The organism is Olivibacter sp. SA151, from assembly GCF_054130995.1.
In genome coordinates this window covers 2,432,745-2,449,705 of the sequence record NZ_CP096391.1, presented here as the reverse complement: position 1 = coordinate 2,449,705, position 16,961 = coordinate 2,432,745, and the positions used below count along the sequence as shown (strand labels likewise).

Sequence of the window (16,961 nt, the reverse complement as noted above, 5' to 3'; positions counted from 1 at the left end):
AAAGCGTGAAAAGGCAAATATCTTCGCCGCAAAAGTAATTTTTCAAATCATTCTTGGCGGGTGGAAAAGACTTGTTGCATAAAGATAGTAGTATCGACCCGAGTAAGGAGGAACGATCCATTGCCGTAGGGTGGGTATCGGGGCTTTTAATTTCAAGGTTTCAGGAACAATAACAAGAGCTTCTATTTTATTGATATATCTTTCACTGTCTTGTGATTCAGCTTCTCCCCATTTTTTTAATTTTTTCATTAATACACACTGACCGTTACAGTGCATCATCGGCCGCTCCTTGTTTTCACATAATTCATTCGTAATATACTCCCTATTGACTATAAACCAAGTCAGCAGTCCTAAGCTTCCCAGACACTGAAAAACCAAGCTGAGTAGCAATAGATAAACGAATGTTTTCCTAAACACTTCTTTATTGAAATAATATACAAATAAAAAGAATACTTAATCCGAATGGATCAAACGACCATAGCTTCCATCAAGTCTTACACTTATGGGTTTTGATTTGAACCAAGGTTTAAATTATACAAGTGGGGGATGAAAGATAGACGCCAAGCTCGGTGCAATATACGGAAGCGCTCTTTCCGAAAAGAAACTTGGCTTATCAAGAGGTAGAACCAGTGGATTAATATCGAGAAACACAAAGGTTCGGTTCATTGGTTGGAAATCCCGTAACTTGGTTTCCGCATTTTTTTTATCTTGATCTTGCTCTTTTTTAAGTTCTTTTACCAAGATACATCGACCACTACATAAAGGAGCCATTTTTGTATTTCTATTAATACAAAGATTTTTGGCTATATAATCCTGATTGGCGTAAAAAGCTGTCATAATAAATAATCCTGCGCAGGTTTGAAGCAACACGATGGGGATTAATAATATGATAGCAAAGCGTTTCAAAGACTAACATTAAGATGTTGCGAATATAAGGCTTTGTTATAAAACGTGCAATTCAACTCGCTTTTATAAACTATGCTTCTAAAGAAAACCGCCCCCCGCATGCATCGGGTAGGCGGTTCATTTACAAACCAATCATTGTAAAAGGAACTCGAATACCTTTGACTCGATAATAATACGGGTCTATATAGCCGTCTTGACATCCGTCTAAGCCACATGCAGAATAATTTAAGCAGTAGGTAAGCAACAATTCATTCCGGCCATTATTAAAATGTGGATGAATAGCGGGTGTATAATACCGGGCATATTGTCCGTAAAAATATTCACTAATCGTGTAAACAGCCTTTCGTTCGGTAAAGGGACCCGTCGGGCTATCAGCAGTAGCCAGGTAAATGCGCCGATTGGCATCGCAATTAAACCCCTGATCCATCGTCATCAAAATATACTTTCCATTCAGATAGGATACGGCACTTGAGCCCAAGCCATCTGCTACTTTTGAAGCAGCACCGGTAGTAGGCGTTGCTGTCCACTCGGTACCATTAAAAAATTCCCATTGTTGAGGATTACTTTCCGGAAAACGTGCTACATGAATATAGCTTTCATAGCCAAACCCCACTGTCTCACTTCCATAGGCATACACATAGCCATCTCCTGCCTTTACCATGCCGGTAGCATATAAAATGGCAGTCTGCCCGCTTAAACCCGTTGGGGTAGTTCGTTGTGTTTGCCAGGTAGTGCTGGCATTTTGCGTAAAGACATAGAGCGATTGATTGGTGGCGTTTAAACCGGAACCTTCTCCACAGTGAACATATACTTTATCGCCGATTTCTACCCCCACCCCTGGCCAGGCAAAAGTATTATTTGGTTGAATAGTGCAAACTTGCCTTGGCCGTCCATTTGCACCACCGGGAACGGTTACATTTGGTGTATGCAGGTTATTCCAATCCGTTAAGGAAGGTTGTAGCAGCATCGAATTCCCATAACTGAAGAAATAATTGCAAGGAAATTTATCCTCCGATGTTAAAGAGGTACCATCCCAAGCGTCCTGTGTAACCCACAGCACTTTGCCGGCATTAGCGCCCCAACTCAATAAGATGCTATTTCCCTGATCAAAAGCAACCGAGCCTTGCTCTGATTCATTACGGTTAAAGAAACGAACAACTTCATCATCACGATAGGTATCTTCCGCCTCCAAGCTAATCACCCACTGCTGGCGGCTCTCATTGACCAGGGGTTCCTGCACAACAGCGGCTCCATTATTCGTATTTCCATTCGCTATTGCCAAGGCCAAACCATTTCCTTTATTCACCAATCTAACAGAAGTGCCGTCCGACTGCTCCTCCAAACGCCATAGTTGTTGGTCGGCTAAAAAAGGAAAAGCCGCATACTGCTGTATTTGCATATTTACTGAATCAGATGCCGCAGGAACATCGATTAACTTTCCACTATGTAGATTTCTAATTTGATAATACTTTACCCCATCAGTGGTGGTACGATAAATCAAATGCCATTTCTGCCATCGGCTTTGTGCACCGTCAGACATGGAAGTTTCCCATTGCTGCAATTTCGCTTCGTCGTCAAATTTGTTATTGTAGAGTGGATCACCTGCCACTTCCATAAATTTGTTGCTAGCCACATTTTTCAGCGTTATTACGCCATAATCCGGCAGGGAAGCGAGTTGTAAAGAAGTAGGTTGATCTACTTCTTTCATCACACGTTGACAAGCGCACAGCAACAGCAAGTAGCATAGGCTTGTAAGTAATACCTGTTTTGTCATAATTTAAGATTTAACTGTTAAAAAGCACCAATTTCATCTGTCCACATAGCAGGTTAGAAGGTTTAGGTAGGTTTATCCGCCATTTCAAAGACTAGTTCACCACCTTTCATGATATCCCGGTGTCGAAGGTTATAATGCGGATAAACATTTCCGTTTAAACGAATAGCACGGATATAACGATTTTGAGGAGAGTTGTTCGGGGCACTAATAGTAAAATAGATGTCTTTTCCCTGCTTACTTCCAACACGGATACGGATACGATTGAATACAGGGCTCGTGATCTCATAAGTTCCATCTGCCGCTGCAATCGGATGGATACCACTGGCTGCCAATACATACCATGCAGACATTTGACCGACATCTTCATTTCCCACCAATCCTCTTTCAACGGCATTATGATAAGCTTGTTCACATATTTGTCGCGTCCATTTTTGCGTCAGCTCAGGTTTACCCAATTTATTGAATAGAAAGGGAACATGATGGACCGGTTCATTGGCATGGTTGTAAAAATCGTTCCAGCTAAAATCTGCCGGCGTTCGATCAAAAAAGGAGGTTAAATCGGCTAACATGCGCTCCTTACCTCCCATTAAATCGGCTAAGCCGTTTACATCATGCGGAACGAACCATCCCTGCTGATAGGGATTACATTCAATCGTACCATACCAATGCTCTTCCCTTCCGTTCGCTGGCCATGGCAACCAATTTCCTGCGTCGTCCTTTGGCCGGAACCAAGCTTTCTCTCTATCGAATAAGTTTTGGTAAGCCAATGACCGCTTTAAATATTGATCCGCTTCTTGTTGCTTGCCAAGTTGTTCCGCTAGTTTTGCGAGACACCAATCATTATAAGCATATTCCAGCGTCACCGATATCCCTTGGTTACCAGGCGTGTAGTGCTTTGGTCCATTTCCGAATTTTTCCAAGGAACCAACAGCCAACTGATAAGCCGCTTCGACATCGTAGTTGCGGATTCCTTTCGCATAAGCTTCTGCTAACACATTCACCGCGGGATTACCGATCATGCAACCTGAATAGGCATTTAGCAATTCCCATCGTTCAAAATAGTTTTTGTTCTTCTCCTTTGCCAGATCGGTGAGCGAGTGTATCAAGTCGCCCACTACTTCCGGATTAATGATGGTTTGTAAAGGCATTTGACTTCTGAATACATCCCAACCGCTAAAGATCGTTCTACGCACGTGCCCGTTACTCGCGTGATGGATTTTTCCATCACCTCCGGGAAAGCGCCCATCCACATCCTGCAAGCTACGTGGGTCTAGCATCGTCCGATACAAAGCGGTATAAAACACTGATTTTTCCTCCTCTGTACCTCCCTCCACTAGAATCTTTTTCAGTGCTTCAGACCAGCTTTGGCGAGCAGATTGATGCACTTTATCAAAATCCCAGTCCTTAATTTCAGTTCTTAGGTTTTGCTCAGCGCCAGCCTCATCGACGAAAGAAATACCGGCTTTCATGAATACCTGCTCCTGGTCTTCCGTAGCAAAAGTGGTATAAAAGCCGATATGCTTTCCTTCAGCCTGTCTTGTGTTAACGACTACTTCCGCGTCAGCAATCCACTGTTGGTAATAGTCAGCCTCTATATTTTCTCTTTTTCTTTTGGCGGTATCCGGAATCCGTGCTTTCCATACGCCGACATTTTTCAATGGTTTACTAAATTCGGCATAAAAATACACCGTATAATCAGCTTGTCCATCTCCATTGCCCCAACCACCGCCATCCGGTGTGCAGCGCATCCAGCCCGAAATGCTATGATTATCCCGGACACGTACATATTGAGCCGTAGAGGTTCCACCAACCCGTCTCGCCAAGTCGATCTGAATGCGTGCGTCCTTGCTTTTAGGAAAAGTAAAACGCAAGATACCACTATGAGGCGCCGCCGTTATCTCCGCTTTAATATGATGATCCGTTAATTCAACACTATAATAACCTGCAGACGCTTTTTCTGATTCCTTATCATAAGCGCTTCTATAACCATCCTTCTTACCCTCTATTCCTACAAAGGTTTTTAAAGGTCCGACAGTAGGCGTGACCAGAAAATTACCGAGATCGCCGTACCAGCCAATACCGCTCATTTGTGTAAAAGCAAATCCTTCGATTGTTTTGTGCTCGTAACTATAGCCTGAGCCGTTATCACCTCCGGTAATCGTATTAGGACTTAATTGAACCATTCCGAAAGGCGTGGTGGCGCCGGGGATTGTTTTACCAAGCCCGTGATAAACACCTGCCGCCCCCACGCTGGTGCTAGCGCCAATAAAAGGATTGACATAATCGACCGGATCTTTTTGCTTTTTGCTTTTTGCGGACATACATGATTGTCCTGCAAGTGATATCAAAAAAGAAACTGCTAATCCTATATTCAAAAACTTCTTCATCTTATTTATATTGCTGATATCGTAACCTGATGCTCCTTCGGTTTATTTTTCCGGTAGATCTCCTCGCGTAGAAATTGCATTTCTTTCTCCAATTGTCTGCGCGTATTAGGCACTCGGATCTGTTCATAATCCGCCGTCTTTATTTTTAGCCAGACATTATCCTCTTGATGTTTCATAATCGTATCACGTGCTCTCTCTGAATCATCAAACAACAGATTTTTTCCCTTCAGGAAATTATAGTTTACCCAATAATAGTTTCTGAGTTTAGCTTCCAACTCACGATGCTTCCGATTCAACTCCATTAGTTCGAGCGCCTGTTTATATTGCGGAGTATGGGTTATTTCCGCTAAGTTAATTCCTTTCGCCCATTCAGTAGCGCTAAAAGCTCCAATCCATTCTCCATCGATTTTTAAGGCATAGTTGCCTGCCTTTAATCCTTTCACCATCAAACGTTCCTGATTAAATTCTTCGGTAAACGGAATAACGCTCAAAGCATCTCTTTGTATCTGACTGTTTTCCCATACCCTGGGCAAGGTGTCAATAGGATAAGGAAGTGCGTTCGATAAATAGTCGAACCTTATAACGGACGGCTCCACCTTCAGCGATTTAATTTTCGCATTATCACTTTTTTCAACCTTTCTTGAAGGAACATCAATAGAAACGTCTGCTACGGCTTTACCGGCTAATCCCTGTTCTTTAAGAAAAAGATAAGCCATCACAAAATGGCCTGCACTACCAGGATGAATCCGGTCAGGTCCGGTCAGTGTAAATGCAGGATTCTCACCCTGTTCCTTCTCGGTAATAGCCAACATTGGATGCAATAAATCCACGTATTCCCATCGATTTTTACGCGCGACGTCCTGTTGAAAACCGGCAATCTCTTCCATTGTCTGACTTTTGCCAGGAAAATAGTTCTTCTCATTCCGCATGGTTTCATCATAAGGAGATGACGACATAATGATCTTTCGGATTCCGGGACGCCCTTTCAAAAATTCTTCGATTTTCAGGAAGTTGGCGTAGGCAGTGTCTACCGCTTCTCGGCGCGTCTGGGCGGTCTTCGTTGTATCTTGATATTCGAAATACTTACTATCATTCATTCCAAAAGTCACAATCAGTACAGACGGATCCTTTTCCATGATATCTCTCGGTAATCGATCATAAATCTGACCGGCAACATCCCCGCCTATACCGGCATTGAAAACTTGTAATTTCATGTCAGGAAAATGTGTGATGTAGTACAACCAAATATAATTTTCGTATAGACCTGCTTCGGTAATACTATTACCTGCGAACACAACGCGATCACCATTATTAAAAGGTTTGACAGACTGGCCATAGCCCAACTTAAAAAGGACAAGCAAGGCCCACAAGAGGTAGTTCTTTTTCATCTTATTATTTCATTTTAATTCGCAAGGTACGGAAGCCAAAACGAGGCATTTGTATCTCCAACTTTGCCGCATTAGCGTCTCGTTTTATCTCCAATTCCTCTATAGTCACTTTATTTAAATCTTCCAATTGCGCACGATGGATAGGAAGTTTTAAATCTATTCTTAATGGTCCTTCATCGCCGGCGGCGTTGAAGATACGTAACAGTAAATCATCTTCGTCCCATCGCAATGCCGTTAGTTGGTATCCCGGTTTACTAAAATCTAGTAAAGAACGTTCCTTTTCGACTATCTGCTGCGTTGAGGTCAGCTTCAGCGGATTGGCCAAAACGTCACTTACCTGCCAAAGGTCCGCTTTTTCCCAATTTCCCCGATGAGGTAACAAGCTGTAATTTAATTCAGTAGGCCCGTCCAAGTAGTAGTTACGTCCCCACAGGCCTTTTCCGACATACTGTACATTTAATGCTAGCGGATGTCGCTCTCCATGCGCATAAGATGTTGTATGATCGGTAAATAAGGCCAAACCATACTGCTCTTGACGATCGGTAACATCCACCCAATCGAGCACAACATTATTCTTGATACTATCCCAACTGCTAAAGAACGTATTATCAAGCCTACTTTGTGTCACATCAAATGGCGCATTCTTTGCTATACGCTGTTCTTCCAGTTGTGTCGGAAAAAGTACCAGTAGTTTAAATTGATCATTATAGAATGCCTTTCTCCTATTTTCAAAACGAAGCTCCTCATCGTTAAATTGTCCGATATGCGCTTGCCCATTCCAATCGATCTTTAACCGAATATCCAGTCGCGGCTCCCCTTTTGTTAAGCAGATTTCCTGTAAAAAATCATGGTTAGCGATTTTTCCCGTTACGGCCAATCTCAAATGCAAGGGGCCCTGCTCCAAAACGGTAATATTGGCCTTGTTTTCAGTGCTTGATTGAAAGCGTTGCTCATCATAAAAAAAGCCGCGCAGTTCATTGAGTCCTTTAAAGGCAGAAGTGTCCACCCACTCTTTATCACCTAAATCTTTCAATTTTAGGCTGCGGATAACTCCACCTAAATTTGCGTTTAAGCATAATAAGTGTTTGTCAGTTTCTACCAACAATTCGTCACCTCTCCAAGATAAGTGAGCAAAAGAGCGAGGCTTATACTGCTTCTCTTTTAACTGATACCGCGCCTCCCCCATGGCGGGAACATTGACTTCAAAAAGCAGATGTAATGCCTCTTTTCGCCGACTCCATTGGGTCGTTACCTGATGCCCATCAGCATCCACCACAACCAAGCCCGTATCAATTTTCGAATTCGCAAAGCGATAATCAACCACACCCCTCCTTCTATAGGGCAGTACGTTCCGAACCATGAATGACGACGATGAAAGATTTTCTTTAGCCTCAAGCGACATCACCGAATCGGCAACTTCCATGGTTGTGTCTGTCCACAGTTTCACCTTTCCGGCCCAATCAATGCTATCCACCTTGTTATAAGGAACAATCCAACAATCATGATGTTGAGCCAAAAGCAAGGGATACCAAGCCTTCCGAAAGCCAAACTCCGGCCATTCCTTTCCCCGCCATAGATGGTCCATCGCAGCCCACTTTTCAGCCATCAGTAAATGCTGCTCAGCCTTACGAACCCGTTGTGCAATCCGCTGCAACACCTGTGCGCCCCAAACGAGACTAACCTGAATATCCTCCTGCGAAAGTTGCCAGTTCTCCAAAATCCGATTTGTGCTCACTTGTTGAAAATAATGGCGCCATGTGACATACTCGGTAGGCTGATAATCACCCTTATTTGTGCCAAGCCAAGGTCCATTTGTCCAACCCGCGTCCTGCAAGCACATACCTATCGGATGCTCAATACCAGCATCTAGGGCTGCTTTAATAAAGCGCTTGCTATTATAACTTGCTATAGTCTCCCACGTGGAGCCCGGCTTTAAAGCTTCTATCGCGTAGCGGGTAACGGTAGGGATACCGGTACCGTCTGGACCCACCCATTGCAGCATTTCTTTACCATAAGCCCGCGTATAGCCACCCCAACAAGTATTCGGATTTTTCAATGAGGCATATTTAAATCCAAAGCCTTTCAGGATCTGAGGTAGCGCACTTGTAAAACAAGGCTCTTCAGAAGCATAAGTATCAAATCGGATTGTAGGAAAATGTTTACGCAATAGTTCCATTCCGTAGGTAAATTGCCGAATAATGCTCTCTCCGGATATATTATATAAATAGGCCTGTCCATAAGCGGGGTTCACATACTCCATACGTCCGGAGCTGGATTGATCTTGCATTAAAGCTACAAATTGCTGATAACCATCAGGGTCCACTTCTTTTACCCAATCCCAAGTTACCGGTTCTATTTCAAGGTTCAGCTTCCAATCCGGATGCTGCAGCAACTGATTCACCATAAAGCTGGTATACTTGGGTGGAAAATGCCCCCATTTCCCACCATGATAACCATCCGCAAAATAGGCTTTCTGTGCTTGAACTACCAAACCATTCAACAAAAATACGCCCACTAAAAAAGCTGTATTTAATCTTTTTTTCTGCATTTGGCAAGTATTTACTTCAAATTTGGATTCGCCTGAATTTCCGAGAGTGGAATTGGCCAAAACAAGTCCGCTTCCCGAAAGGCATTTACATGGTTCGGGGCCTTAAAACCGATCAGGTCAACGATGCGATCGTTTTCCACGTCAAAGGCCTTCCGTGTCCGTAACATATCAAACCAAGTATGAAATTCAAAACATAATTCCCAATAACGTTCTTTCAAGACTTCATCCGTGGTAATATTGGCTGGTTTTTGTAAGGTCGGGAAAGCGCGTTTCCGCACCGCATAGTATGCATCGATAGCCGCCACATCACCAGTCGAACCGCCGTCTATCATGGTTTTTGCCTCCGCACAAAGCAATAAGAGATCGGCATAACGCATTAATGGAAAATTAGCACCTGAGCGGGACGTCTCCTCAGCGGCGTCATCCCAGAATTTGTAAATAAAAGGATTCTGCTTACCTGGTGCATCGCCCACATAACGTACATTATAAAAAAACTGCTTCTCCTGCTTACGTAAGTCATTTTCGGCAAATGACTGATAGAACGCCATTGTGGGCGCCATGGCACCACCAAAATTAGGGATGACCGACACCGGTTCAGGGGGTTCGGGATAAGGCATAAAGTTAAAATGGATGATACTACCGGCGTTTCGTTGATCACGTTGATTCATCAATAGATGCTCCCCTTCATTGTTTTTTGCTGGATTCCGTAGGTCGGCATAGGTAGTAAACAAACTATATTCGCCGGCATTCATTACTTCCATACATTTGTCATAGGCCATTTGATAATACGTTGGCCCTTTCTGTAAGGGATAACCAGCCATCGTCATGTAAACTTCGGCCAACAGCGCCTTCACGGCTCCTAGATTTACACGACCACTTTTATCTGTCCAAGGCAGGCCCGCGTTTTCTGCAAATTGTAAATCACTTACAATTTGATTATAAATATCGGCAATTGGGGTTTTCCCGATCAGGATGTTGTTCAGATTTTGAGTAGGTTCTGTTTTAAGAGGTATACTCCCGAACAAACGTACCGCTCGAAAATAATAATAGGCGCGCAAAAAATATACCTCTCCTAAAAAACGATTTCGCTTTTCTTCACTCACTACCTTTGTTTCTATAACATTGGCAATGAAGCTATTGCAATTCTCTATGGGAATATAAGTACTGTTCCACCAGGTTTCAAAACGGCTATTTGAATTTTCAATATTCTGCAAAAGCAAGAACTGATCATCGGCGCTTCCCGATGGTCGCGGCCTTTTACTATATCCAGTCATATACTCAAGGGCATATACGGGACTGGCAGCCACCGTTATTTCCGTTGAAAACGGCATATTCAGACCAGCATAAGTACCATTAGCTGCTGCCTGAATTTGATCTTCTGTTTTATAATACTGATCCGTGGTCAGAAAACTCGCGGGCTCCTCTTCCAGAAATTTGTTGCAAGAGGTAAAAAGAACGAGTATCACTAAGGCTAATCTAAAAATTGTGTTCATGATGATTAAAAGCTAGTTTTAAGCGAAAAAGAAATGGTTCTTGGTTTGGGATATTGGTATACGTCTACGCCCTGATTAAGTGCCGCATCGAATGATGTTACTTCCGGATCATAACCCGTATATCCTGTAAATAGAAGGGCATTTTCAACGTTCACGCCGAGCACCAAGGTATTTAACTTGATCTTTTGGAGCCACTTCTTGTCAAAACGGTAGGAAAGGCCTACATTGCGTACCCGTAGGAAAGAAGCATCCTCCACATTAAAGGAATCGCCCGCTTCATTGTCAAAACCGTCCGAATTCACCCGTAACTGGCCGAGCATTGTGTTTTGATTTTCCGGAGTCCAAGCATTTAAAATGGATTTGAAACTATTCACATTAGGCCCGGGATTTACCATCAATGCTTTCGCCAAACTAACGACGTGATTACCATATACGCCTTGCAAATCTATAAACAAGGAGAAGCCCTTATAGCTGATGGTATTGGTCATATTCATTTCCCATTTAGGCATTGCATTCCCTAAATTCATGCGGTCGTCTGCGTCTTTCGCACCATTCCCGTTCGTATCGCGGTATTTGATATCGCCCGGCTTTTTACCATACTGTGCTGCCTGTTCTGCTTCGCTTGTTCCCCACACGCCTAATCGTTCATACCCATAGAACTCGTTCAATGGACCGCCTGCAATAATGCGGCCGAACCAAGGATAAATTACATCATTGTTAATATCAATTACTTTTGAACGATTGACGGAAAAATTATAACCGGTTGTCCAGCTAAAATCTGCTTTTCTGATATTTACCGTATTCAAGCCAAGCTCCACACCCCTGTTTTGAATACTTCCTATATTGTCAAAGACATTTGTATACCCGGTAGTAACCGGCAGTTTTCGAAGGTATAGTAAATCATCGTTGCGTTTGTCATATACATCTGCCGTCAAGAGCACTTTACCATTGAATAAACTCATATCGAAGCCGATGTCCAATTGCTTTGCCTTTTCCCATCGCAAATCCGGATTTCCTAAACCTGCCAAGGTAACGGCTGATTGATAAGCGTTATTGAAAACCGCTTGTCCATTATTATAACGATTCAAAGTTACATAGTCACCGATCTCCGCATTGCCGACAATACCGTAACTGATTCTCAATTTTAGATCGTCAATACGGCTATCCATATTTTTAAAGAAAGACTCTCGGGAGATGCGCCAGGCCGCTGAAAAGGATGGAAAATAGCCATATTTATTGTTGGATCCAAAACGAGAGCTTCCATCAATGCGGAAGGACGCGCCAAATAAGTAACGATCGTCGAAATTATAATTAGCTCTCGCGAAGTAAGAATTCAATTGATTCTCCGTCTTTCCTGAACTGGGTATCCGGGGCGTAGTTCCGGTACCTAAGTTATTATATTGGAAAAAATCGTCAAAAAAGCCCTCGGCGCCGGCACGATCCGTAGAAGTCACATAATAGTACCAGCTTGCTCCTGCCACCGCATTTAGATGATGTTTAACCCAACTATTTGTATAAGAAAAGTAGTGCTCGGTTGTCCAAGATCCAAAATCCGTGTGCCCCCTCTCAGCGATGCCCTGCTGGTTTTCGGCCACATCAAATACAGTTCTGCCACCATAATAAAGATTATAACTGGAAGAAAGTTGCCCACTTACCGAGGCATTGAAGTCCAATTTGTCGGAAAGACGAAAAGTAGCCATTAAATTACCTAATGACTGTGTTCTTCCTGTTACGTTCTTCACCTCATTCAGCAGTTTAACCGGATTTTCCGAGTTTTCAGCGCCAGGGTAATCACCTTTTCTCGAATAAGTCCCATCGGGGTAAGTCACCGGCAAAAAGGGCAGATATTCCAAACTCTGACGTAGCGCATTGAGTCCCAATGTATTGTTGTCTATGTTATTACTTTGATATCCGCCCGCATTCAAATTAGCCTTGATGTTCAGCCATGGTTTCACCTCCCAATCGAGGTTTAAAAACCCATTCAATTGCTTATAATAACTATTTAACATAATTCCATCATTATTTCGGTAAGACACATTTGCCAACACCTTAATATTGTCCTTTCCGCCTGAAAAAGTCAATGCGTGTTGATGCGATACTGCCAGGCGGGTTGCCTCCCGCTGCCAGTTTATATTGTATTTTGGTGTTCCATCACTATTGAACAAATCATCTTTATGTAGAAAAAAATTATTGGGATCCAGGTGCGGCGCTATGCGACCGGGAACATACTCATACTGGCGCTTAAACATTTCCAAGCTTTCATTCGCATCCAATAGATCCAATTCGCGAGCAAGGGAAGCAAAACTTAATGTGTTATCGAAAGCAATTTGTGAGCTATTAGGATCTCCATTTTTTGTCGTAATAACCACCACCCCATTTGCTCCTCGTGATCCATAGATAGCTGCCGACGAGGCGTCTTTCAGTACATCCACCGACTGGATGATATTCGGATCGATGGTAGTTGGGTCGGCTCCCACCATGCCATCAATCACATAAAGTGGCGTATTAGAGCCATTGATAGAACCTGTTCCCCTGATTTTAATCGCAGGGTTGCCTCCCGGTTTACCCGAATTAAGATTGATGTTTACACCGGCAATCTTTCCGGCCATTCCCTGCAATAGATTCTGTGCCGACGGCCGCTCCAATAATTCCTCCCCTTTTACAGAACCGACCGCCGTACTCAAATTCCCCTTACGGGAGGTACCGTAACCCACTACTACGATTTGCTCTAAACTATTGCTGGCGGTCGTCAAGGTTATCGTTAAATTTTCAGCATTCGTAACGGGCATTTCCTTTTCCGAATAACCGACATAGGAAATAACGAGTAGTGCACCCTTTGGTGCCTGAATCGAAAAAGCACCATTGCTGTCTGTTAAGGCGCCTGTCTTTGAGCCTTTAACGCGTACAGAAGCACCAGCCAAAGGTTGCCCGGCTTCATCTAGCACTTTCCCATGTAATGCCATCTGTTTCTCGGGTTTGATGGCTGATTCGATACGCTTTTCGCTGATAAAGATAGTCTTCCCCTTAATTTCATACGTTAAGGCGTAATTCGACAAAGCCGCCCGCAGTGCCTCATCTACAGAGCCGTTGCTGACATTCAGATCTATCATGCGCGTTGGCTCCAGTAATTGATCATTATAAAAGAAGGTATAATCCGATTGCTTTTCAATAGCTGCGAAGACCTCCGACAATCGCGCTTTTCGCATCTGTAGATTAATACCTTGAGCGGCAAGCGACGAGGTGCTTAATAACAAGCTGGCCAAAAACGACCAGGTTCGTGCCTGTTTCCCTAAATAAAGGCCAATAGTATTCCCTTTCGCCTTACTTTTAATTGCGATCATATAAGTCTATAATGTTAGGTTTGTTAATTTAAATTTATTTACTCATTGGTTTTTTGTGTTATACGACCTCAGGGTCCATTTGTTTCCATATGCTTTTATTTAAACAAGTCTTTTGGTAATTCAATAATATGCTCTTGGTCTTCTATCTGAATAGGAATACCCGATAAGGCCAGGCCATTCAGGAGTTCAGACAAAGTAAGTTGACGATCTATTTTACCTGTATATGTCTTTGTTGTACTTGATTTCACTTTTAGATCCACATTATACCATCTAGAGAGCTCGCGTAAAACAGATGGTAGATCAGCTCGATTGAAGGCAAAATAGCCTTTCGTCCATGCTATAGCTAAGTCTGCCTCCTTCAAACGGTTGACTTTTATACTTCCTTTTGCTGTTAAACTAGCCTCCTCACCCGGTTGTAACCGGATTTTTTTTGAGGACGTCCCAACTGTTGTTATCGCTATACTTCCCGCCAGCAAGGTCGTTTTAAACGCTGTCTCATCCGGATATGCGCGTACGTTAAAATCTGTTCCGAGCACTTGAACACGTTGGCCTTCACAATTCACAAAAAACGGCTTATTCACATTACGAGCTACTTCGAAATAAGCTTCACCGCTAACCGTGACTTCCCTGATATTTCCATCAAAACGCGTTGGATAATGTAAAGAAGAGGCAGCATTTAGCCATACCTTCGTTCCATCGGCAAGCACCAACCGGTATTGCCCTCCCTTGGGTACGCGCATGGTATGAAAAACCATCTCTTTAGTCGATTTTTCAAGCCCACTGTAATTTAACCGGCCTTCCCCTTCCTTCACGAAACGGCTCTCACGATCTGCAAATATACCGTTTGCTATCTCCTCCAACTCAAGCGTTCGGCCATCTGGCAGTGTAATGGTGGCCCTTTCAAACCCAGGCTCGACATCCCGTTTAACCACCGTCTTTTTTGTTGATGAAGTGTCAATGGACTTCGATAGATAAGAATAAACAAATAGCCCGAGGCCTAGGCACACTAAAATAGCGGCAGCATATCCCCCGATGCGATACCATAGAACCCCGGGGCTTAAAACCGTTTGTTGTTTGATGCGCTTTAGCATCCGACTTGTTTGCTTGGCGTTGAAGAAGCGCTCCTTTTGTTCATAATCCAGATAAGTCTCTTCCAATAAAGCTTCCAGCGATTTTTGTAGCTCTTCCCTTTGGAGCAACTCGAACAATTCACGTTCTTCCTCCGGAGAAGCTTGTTTATTGAAATACTTTTCGAACAAGATGCGTAACCTGCTGTCCATTTACAATCAATTAGCCTATTGGTTTATTTATCTTAAAGACACAGTCAAAAGTAAAAAGGGGTAATGGGTCGATTTTTTTTTTAACGTAAAAAACGACTTAACAATATCACCAATAAAGGCAGGTCGATTCGTGCTTCGGCAAAATAGTTACGCAAAAATTTAAGGGCCAATTTCATGTGTTTTTTTACTGTCTCGGGTGAGAGTTGCAATACACGCGCGATTTCTTCTTGCTTCAGGTGTTCTATTTTACTCATTTTAAACACTTTCTGTTGTTGTGGCGGCAATTTTTGGATGGCCTCTTCCAGTATGGCCTTGTAGCGGTCTACCGGATCGTCGCCAGCGTCAGCAGACTCATATTGAATCAATCCTCCCTGCCAAATCTCATTCCGAAGTTTTTCATTAGCAATTTTACGCAACGCATTCAACATTCTGTTTTTTGTAAGAATAAAGATATATCCTCTAAAAGAGGAAATCTCCCTTAACGATTCGCGCCTGAGCCATACTTCGATAAAAGCTTCTTGAACCACTTCTTCGGCTAAGATATCGGAAGAAGTGAGCTGATAAACAAAGGCCCCCAGCTTATCATAATAAGCATAAAATAGCTGCTCGAAGGCTTTTTCATCACCATTCGCTACCCTGACCAATAGGTCGGTTTCCGTATCAAGAGAAATCAATGCCACTCACCAGGTTTATATGTTGCTAATTTAGAAAATAAAAACGATTTAGCAAGAGTTTGTTATTACCACCCTTTATTTGCCCGATTAAGCTTTTGACCCTATTTAATGAATAACGCAAAAAAACCTTAAACTTTGCAACTTTTCAAACAGCTCGACCGGTAAGCTGTTATGTAATAAAGCATTTAATAGATGGAAAAAGACAGAAAAGCTATTCCGAACGATCATCTAGCCAATGAACGTACCTTTTTAGCTTGGATACGTACATGTATTGCTACCATTGGTTTAGGCTTTGTTGTCGTTAAATTTTCGCTATTCATTCGACAATTGGCCTTAGTAGTGGATACCGGTACCAAACTGCCCAATCATGGCTATTCGTCTATTATCGGAATTACTTTGGTTATTGGCGGTATGTTGCTTGCCTTGTTTGCCTACTATCGATTCAAGAGTACTCAACAGCAATTGCTTGCCGGCAGATTTCGACCATCGTCCGGCATATTTTTGGGAATTACTACTGCTATCATACTCCTTGGTATTATCTTGGTGGCATATCTCTTGCAGCGTGTACGCTAATGCACAACAAAGGTTCACAATCTTTCGCACGTCATCATCGATACAACTGTATACAAACATTTTAACACCTGGGCTGTTAGAAACTAGTGAAACAGCTACGAGATTTATGTTAGAGAAGATTCAAGACCTTCCGGCTCATGTTTTCGGTGTTCGAGCATCAGGAGAGGTAAGCGGAGAGGATTTAAAAAAGGTATTGCATCCAGGTTTGCAAAAACTTGCCGCTAGCTTTGGAGAAATCTATTATTTGCTGGTACTGAACACATCGGTACAGAATTTTGATAGTAGCGCCTGGCTTCAAGATATGTTGGCAGGTATCAAACACTTCAATAAGTGGAAAAAAATGGCCATCGTAACCGATGAGGAGAACGTACGAACATTTACTGATATGGCCAGTTATATCATGCCGGGAATCGCCAAGGGTTTTTCCCACGCAGAAGTAGGCGCAGCGGTTACCTGGTTATCTACAAAAGACAGCGAAAAAAGGCCAATCGGCAAGACATCCCTGGACAAAATCGCTTTGGTTGCTTTAATTACCATTATCACCATAAAGCTGATAAAAAGAGCCGTGAAAAGCGCTAGACGATAAGTTCTATCATA

At 42.9% G+C, this 16,961-nt stretch carries 12 protein-coding genes; 2 read left to right on the top strand and 10 right to left on the bottom strand.

All coding sequences use genetic code 11. From position 1 onward, the window contains the following. Window positions 1-42: 42 nt before the first annotated feature. From M1D52_RS10065 to M1D52_RS10020, 10 genes are all read right to left on the bottom strand, one after another. Window positions 43-417 (bottom strand): hypothetical protein, encoded by a 375-nt coding sequence (locus M1D52_RS10065; RefSeq protein WP_013667537.1) that lies wholly within the window; start codon window positions 415-417, stop codon window positions 43-45. A gap of 114 nt (window positions 418-531) precedes the next feature. Then, window positions 532-837: a hypothetical protein gene (locus tag M1D52_RS10060; protein WP_157622277.1), complete on the bottom strand. Its 306-nt coding sequence runs from the start codon at window positions 835-837 to the stop codon at window positions 532-534. A gap of 190 nt (window positions 838-1,027) precedes the next feature. Continuing rightward, window positions 1,028-2,680, bottom strand: coding sequence for an RICIN domain-containing protein (locus tag M1D52_RS10055; protein ID WP_437392474.1), 1,653 nt, complete (start codon window positions 2,678-2,680; stop codon window positions 1,028-1,030). A 62-nt stretch (window positions 2,681-2,742) separates the two neighbouring features. Continuing rightward, window positions 2,743-5,067, bottom strand: a complete 2,325-nt coding sequence (locus M1D52_RS10050) for a GH92 family glycosyl hydrolase (RefSeq protein ID WP_437392473.1) — start codon at window positions 5,065-5,067, stop codon at window positions 2,743-2,745. Between the two features lie 5 nt (window positions 5,068-5,072). Next, complete coding sequence (locus tag M1D52_RS10045) at window positions 5,073-6,455, bottom strand: SGNH/GDSL hydrolase family protein (RefSeq protein WP_437392472.1); 1,383 nt, start codon at window positions 6,453-6,455, stop codon at window positions 5,073-5,075. Window positions 6,456-6,459: 4 nt separating this feature from the next. Further along, window positions 6,460-9,003, bottom strand: coding sequence for a glycoside hydrolase family 38 C-terminal domain-containing protein (locus M1D52_RS10040; protein ID WP_437392471.1), 2,544 nt, complete (start codon window positions 9,001-9,003; stop codon window positions 6,460-6,462). Window positions 9,004-9,014: 11 nt separating this feature from the next. Then, window positions 9,015-10,496, bottom strand: coding sequence for a RagB/SusD family nutrient uptake outer membrane protein (locus M1D52_RS10035; protein WP_437392470.1), 1,482 nt, complete (start codon window positions 10,494-10,496; stop codon window positions 9,015-9,017). A 5-nt stretch (window positions 10,497-10,501) separates the two neighbouring features. Next, window positions 10,502-13,837, bottom strand: coding sequence for a TonB-dependent receptor (locus M1D52_RS10030; protein WP_437392469.1), 3,336 nt, complete (start codon window positions 13,835-13,837; stop codon window positions 10,502-10,504). A 95-nt stretch (window positions 13,838-13,932) separates the two neighbouring features. After that, window positions 13,933-15,117, bottom strand: a complete 1,185-nt coding sequence (locus M1D52_RS10025; protein ID WP_437392468.1) for a FecR family protein — start codon at window positions 15,115-15,117, stop codon at window positions 13,933-13,935. 80 nt (window positions 15,118-15,197) lie between these two features. Beyond that, the gene (locus M1D52_RS10020) at window positions 15,198-15,797 is read right to left on the bottom strand and encodes an RNA polymerase sigma-70 factor (protein ID WP_130855333.1); all 600 of its coding nucleotides are present in this window, start codon (window positions 15,795-15,797) and stop codon (window positions 15,198-15,200) included. Between the two features lie 186 nt (window positions 15,798-15,983). On the opposite strand from M1D52_RS10020, the gene M1D52_RS10015 reads away from it, so the two are divergent. Together M1D52_RS10015 and M1D52_RS10010 are read left to right on the top strand one after the other, a co-directional pair. Next, on the top strand, window positions 15,984-16,364 hold the full coding sequence (locus tag M1D52_RS10015; RefSeq protein ID WP_377610580.1) for a YidH family protein: 381 nt from the start codon (window positions 15,984-15,986) through the stop codon (window positions 16,362-16,364). A gap of 106 nt (window positions 16,365-16,470) precedes the next feature. Then, the gene (locus M1D52_RS10010; RefSeq protein WP_437392467.1) at window positions 16,471-16,950 is read left to right on the top strand and encodes a SpoIIAA family protein; all 480 of its coding nucleotides are present in this window, start codon (window positions 16,471-16,473) and stop codon (window positions 16,948-16,950) included. Window positions 16,951-16,961 lie beyond the last annotated feature (11 nt).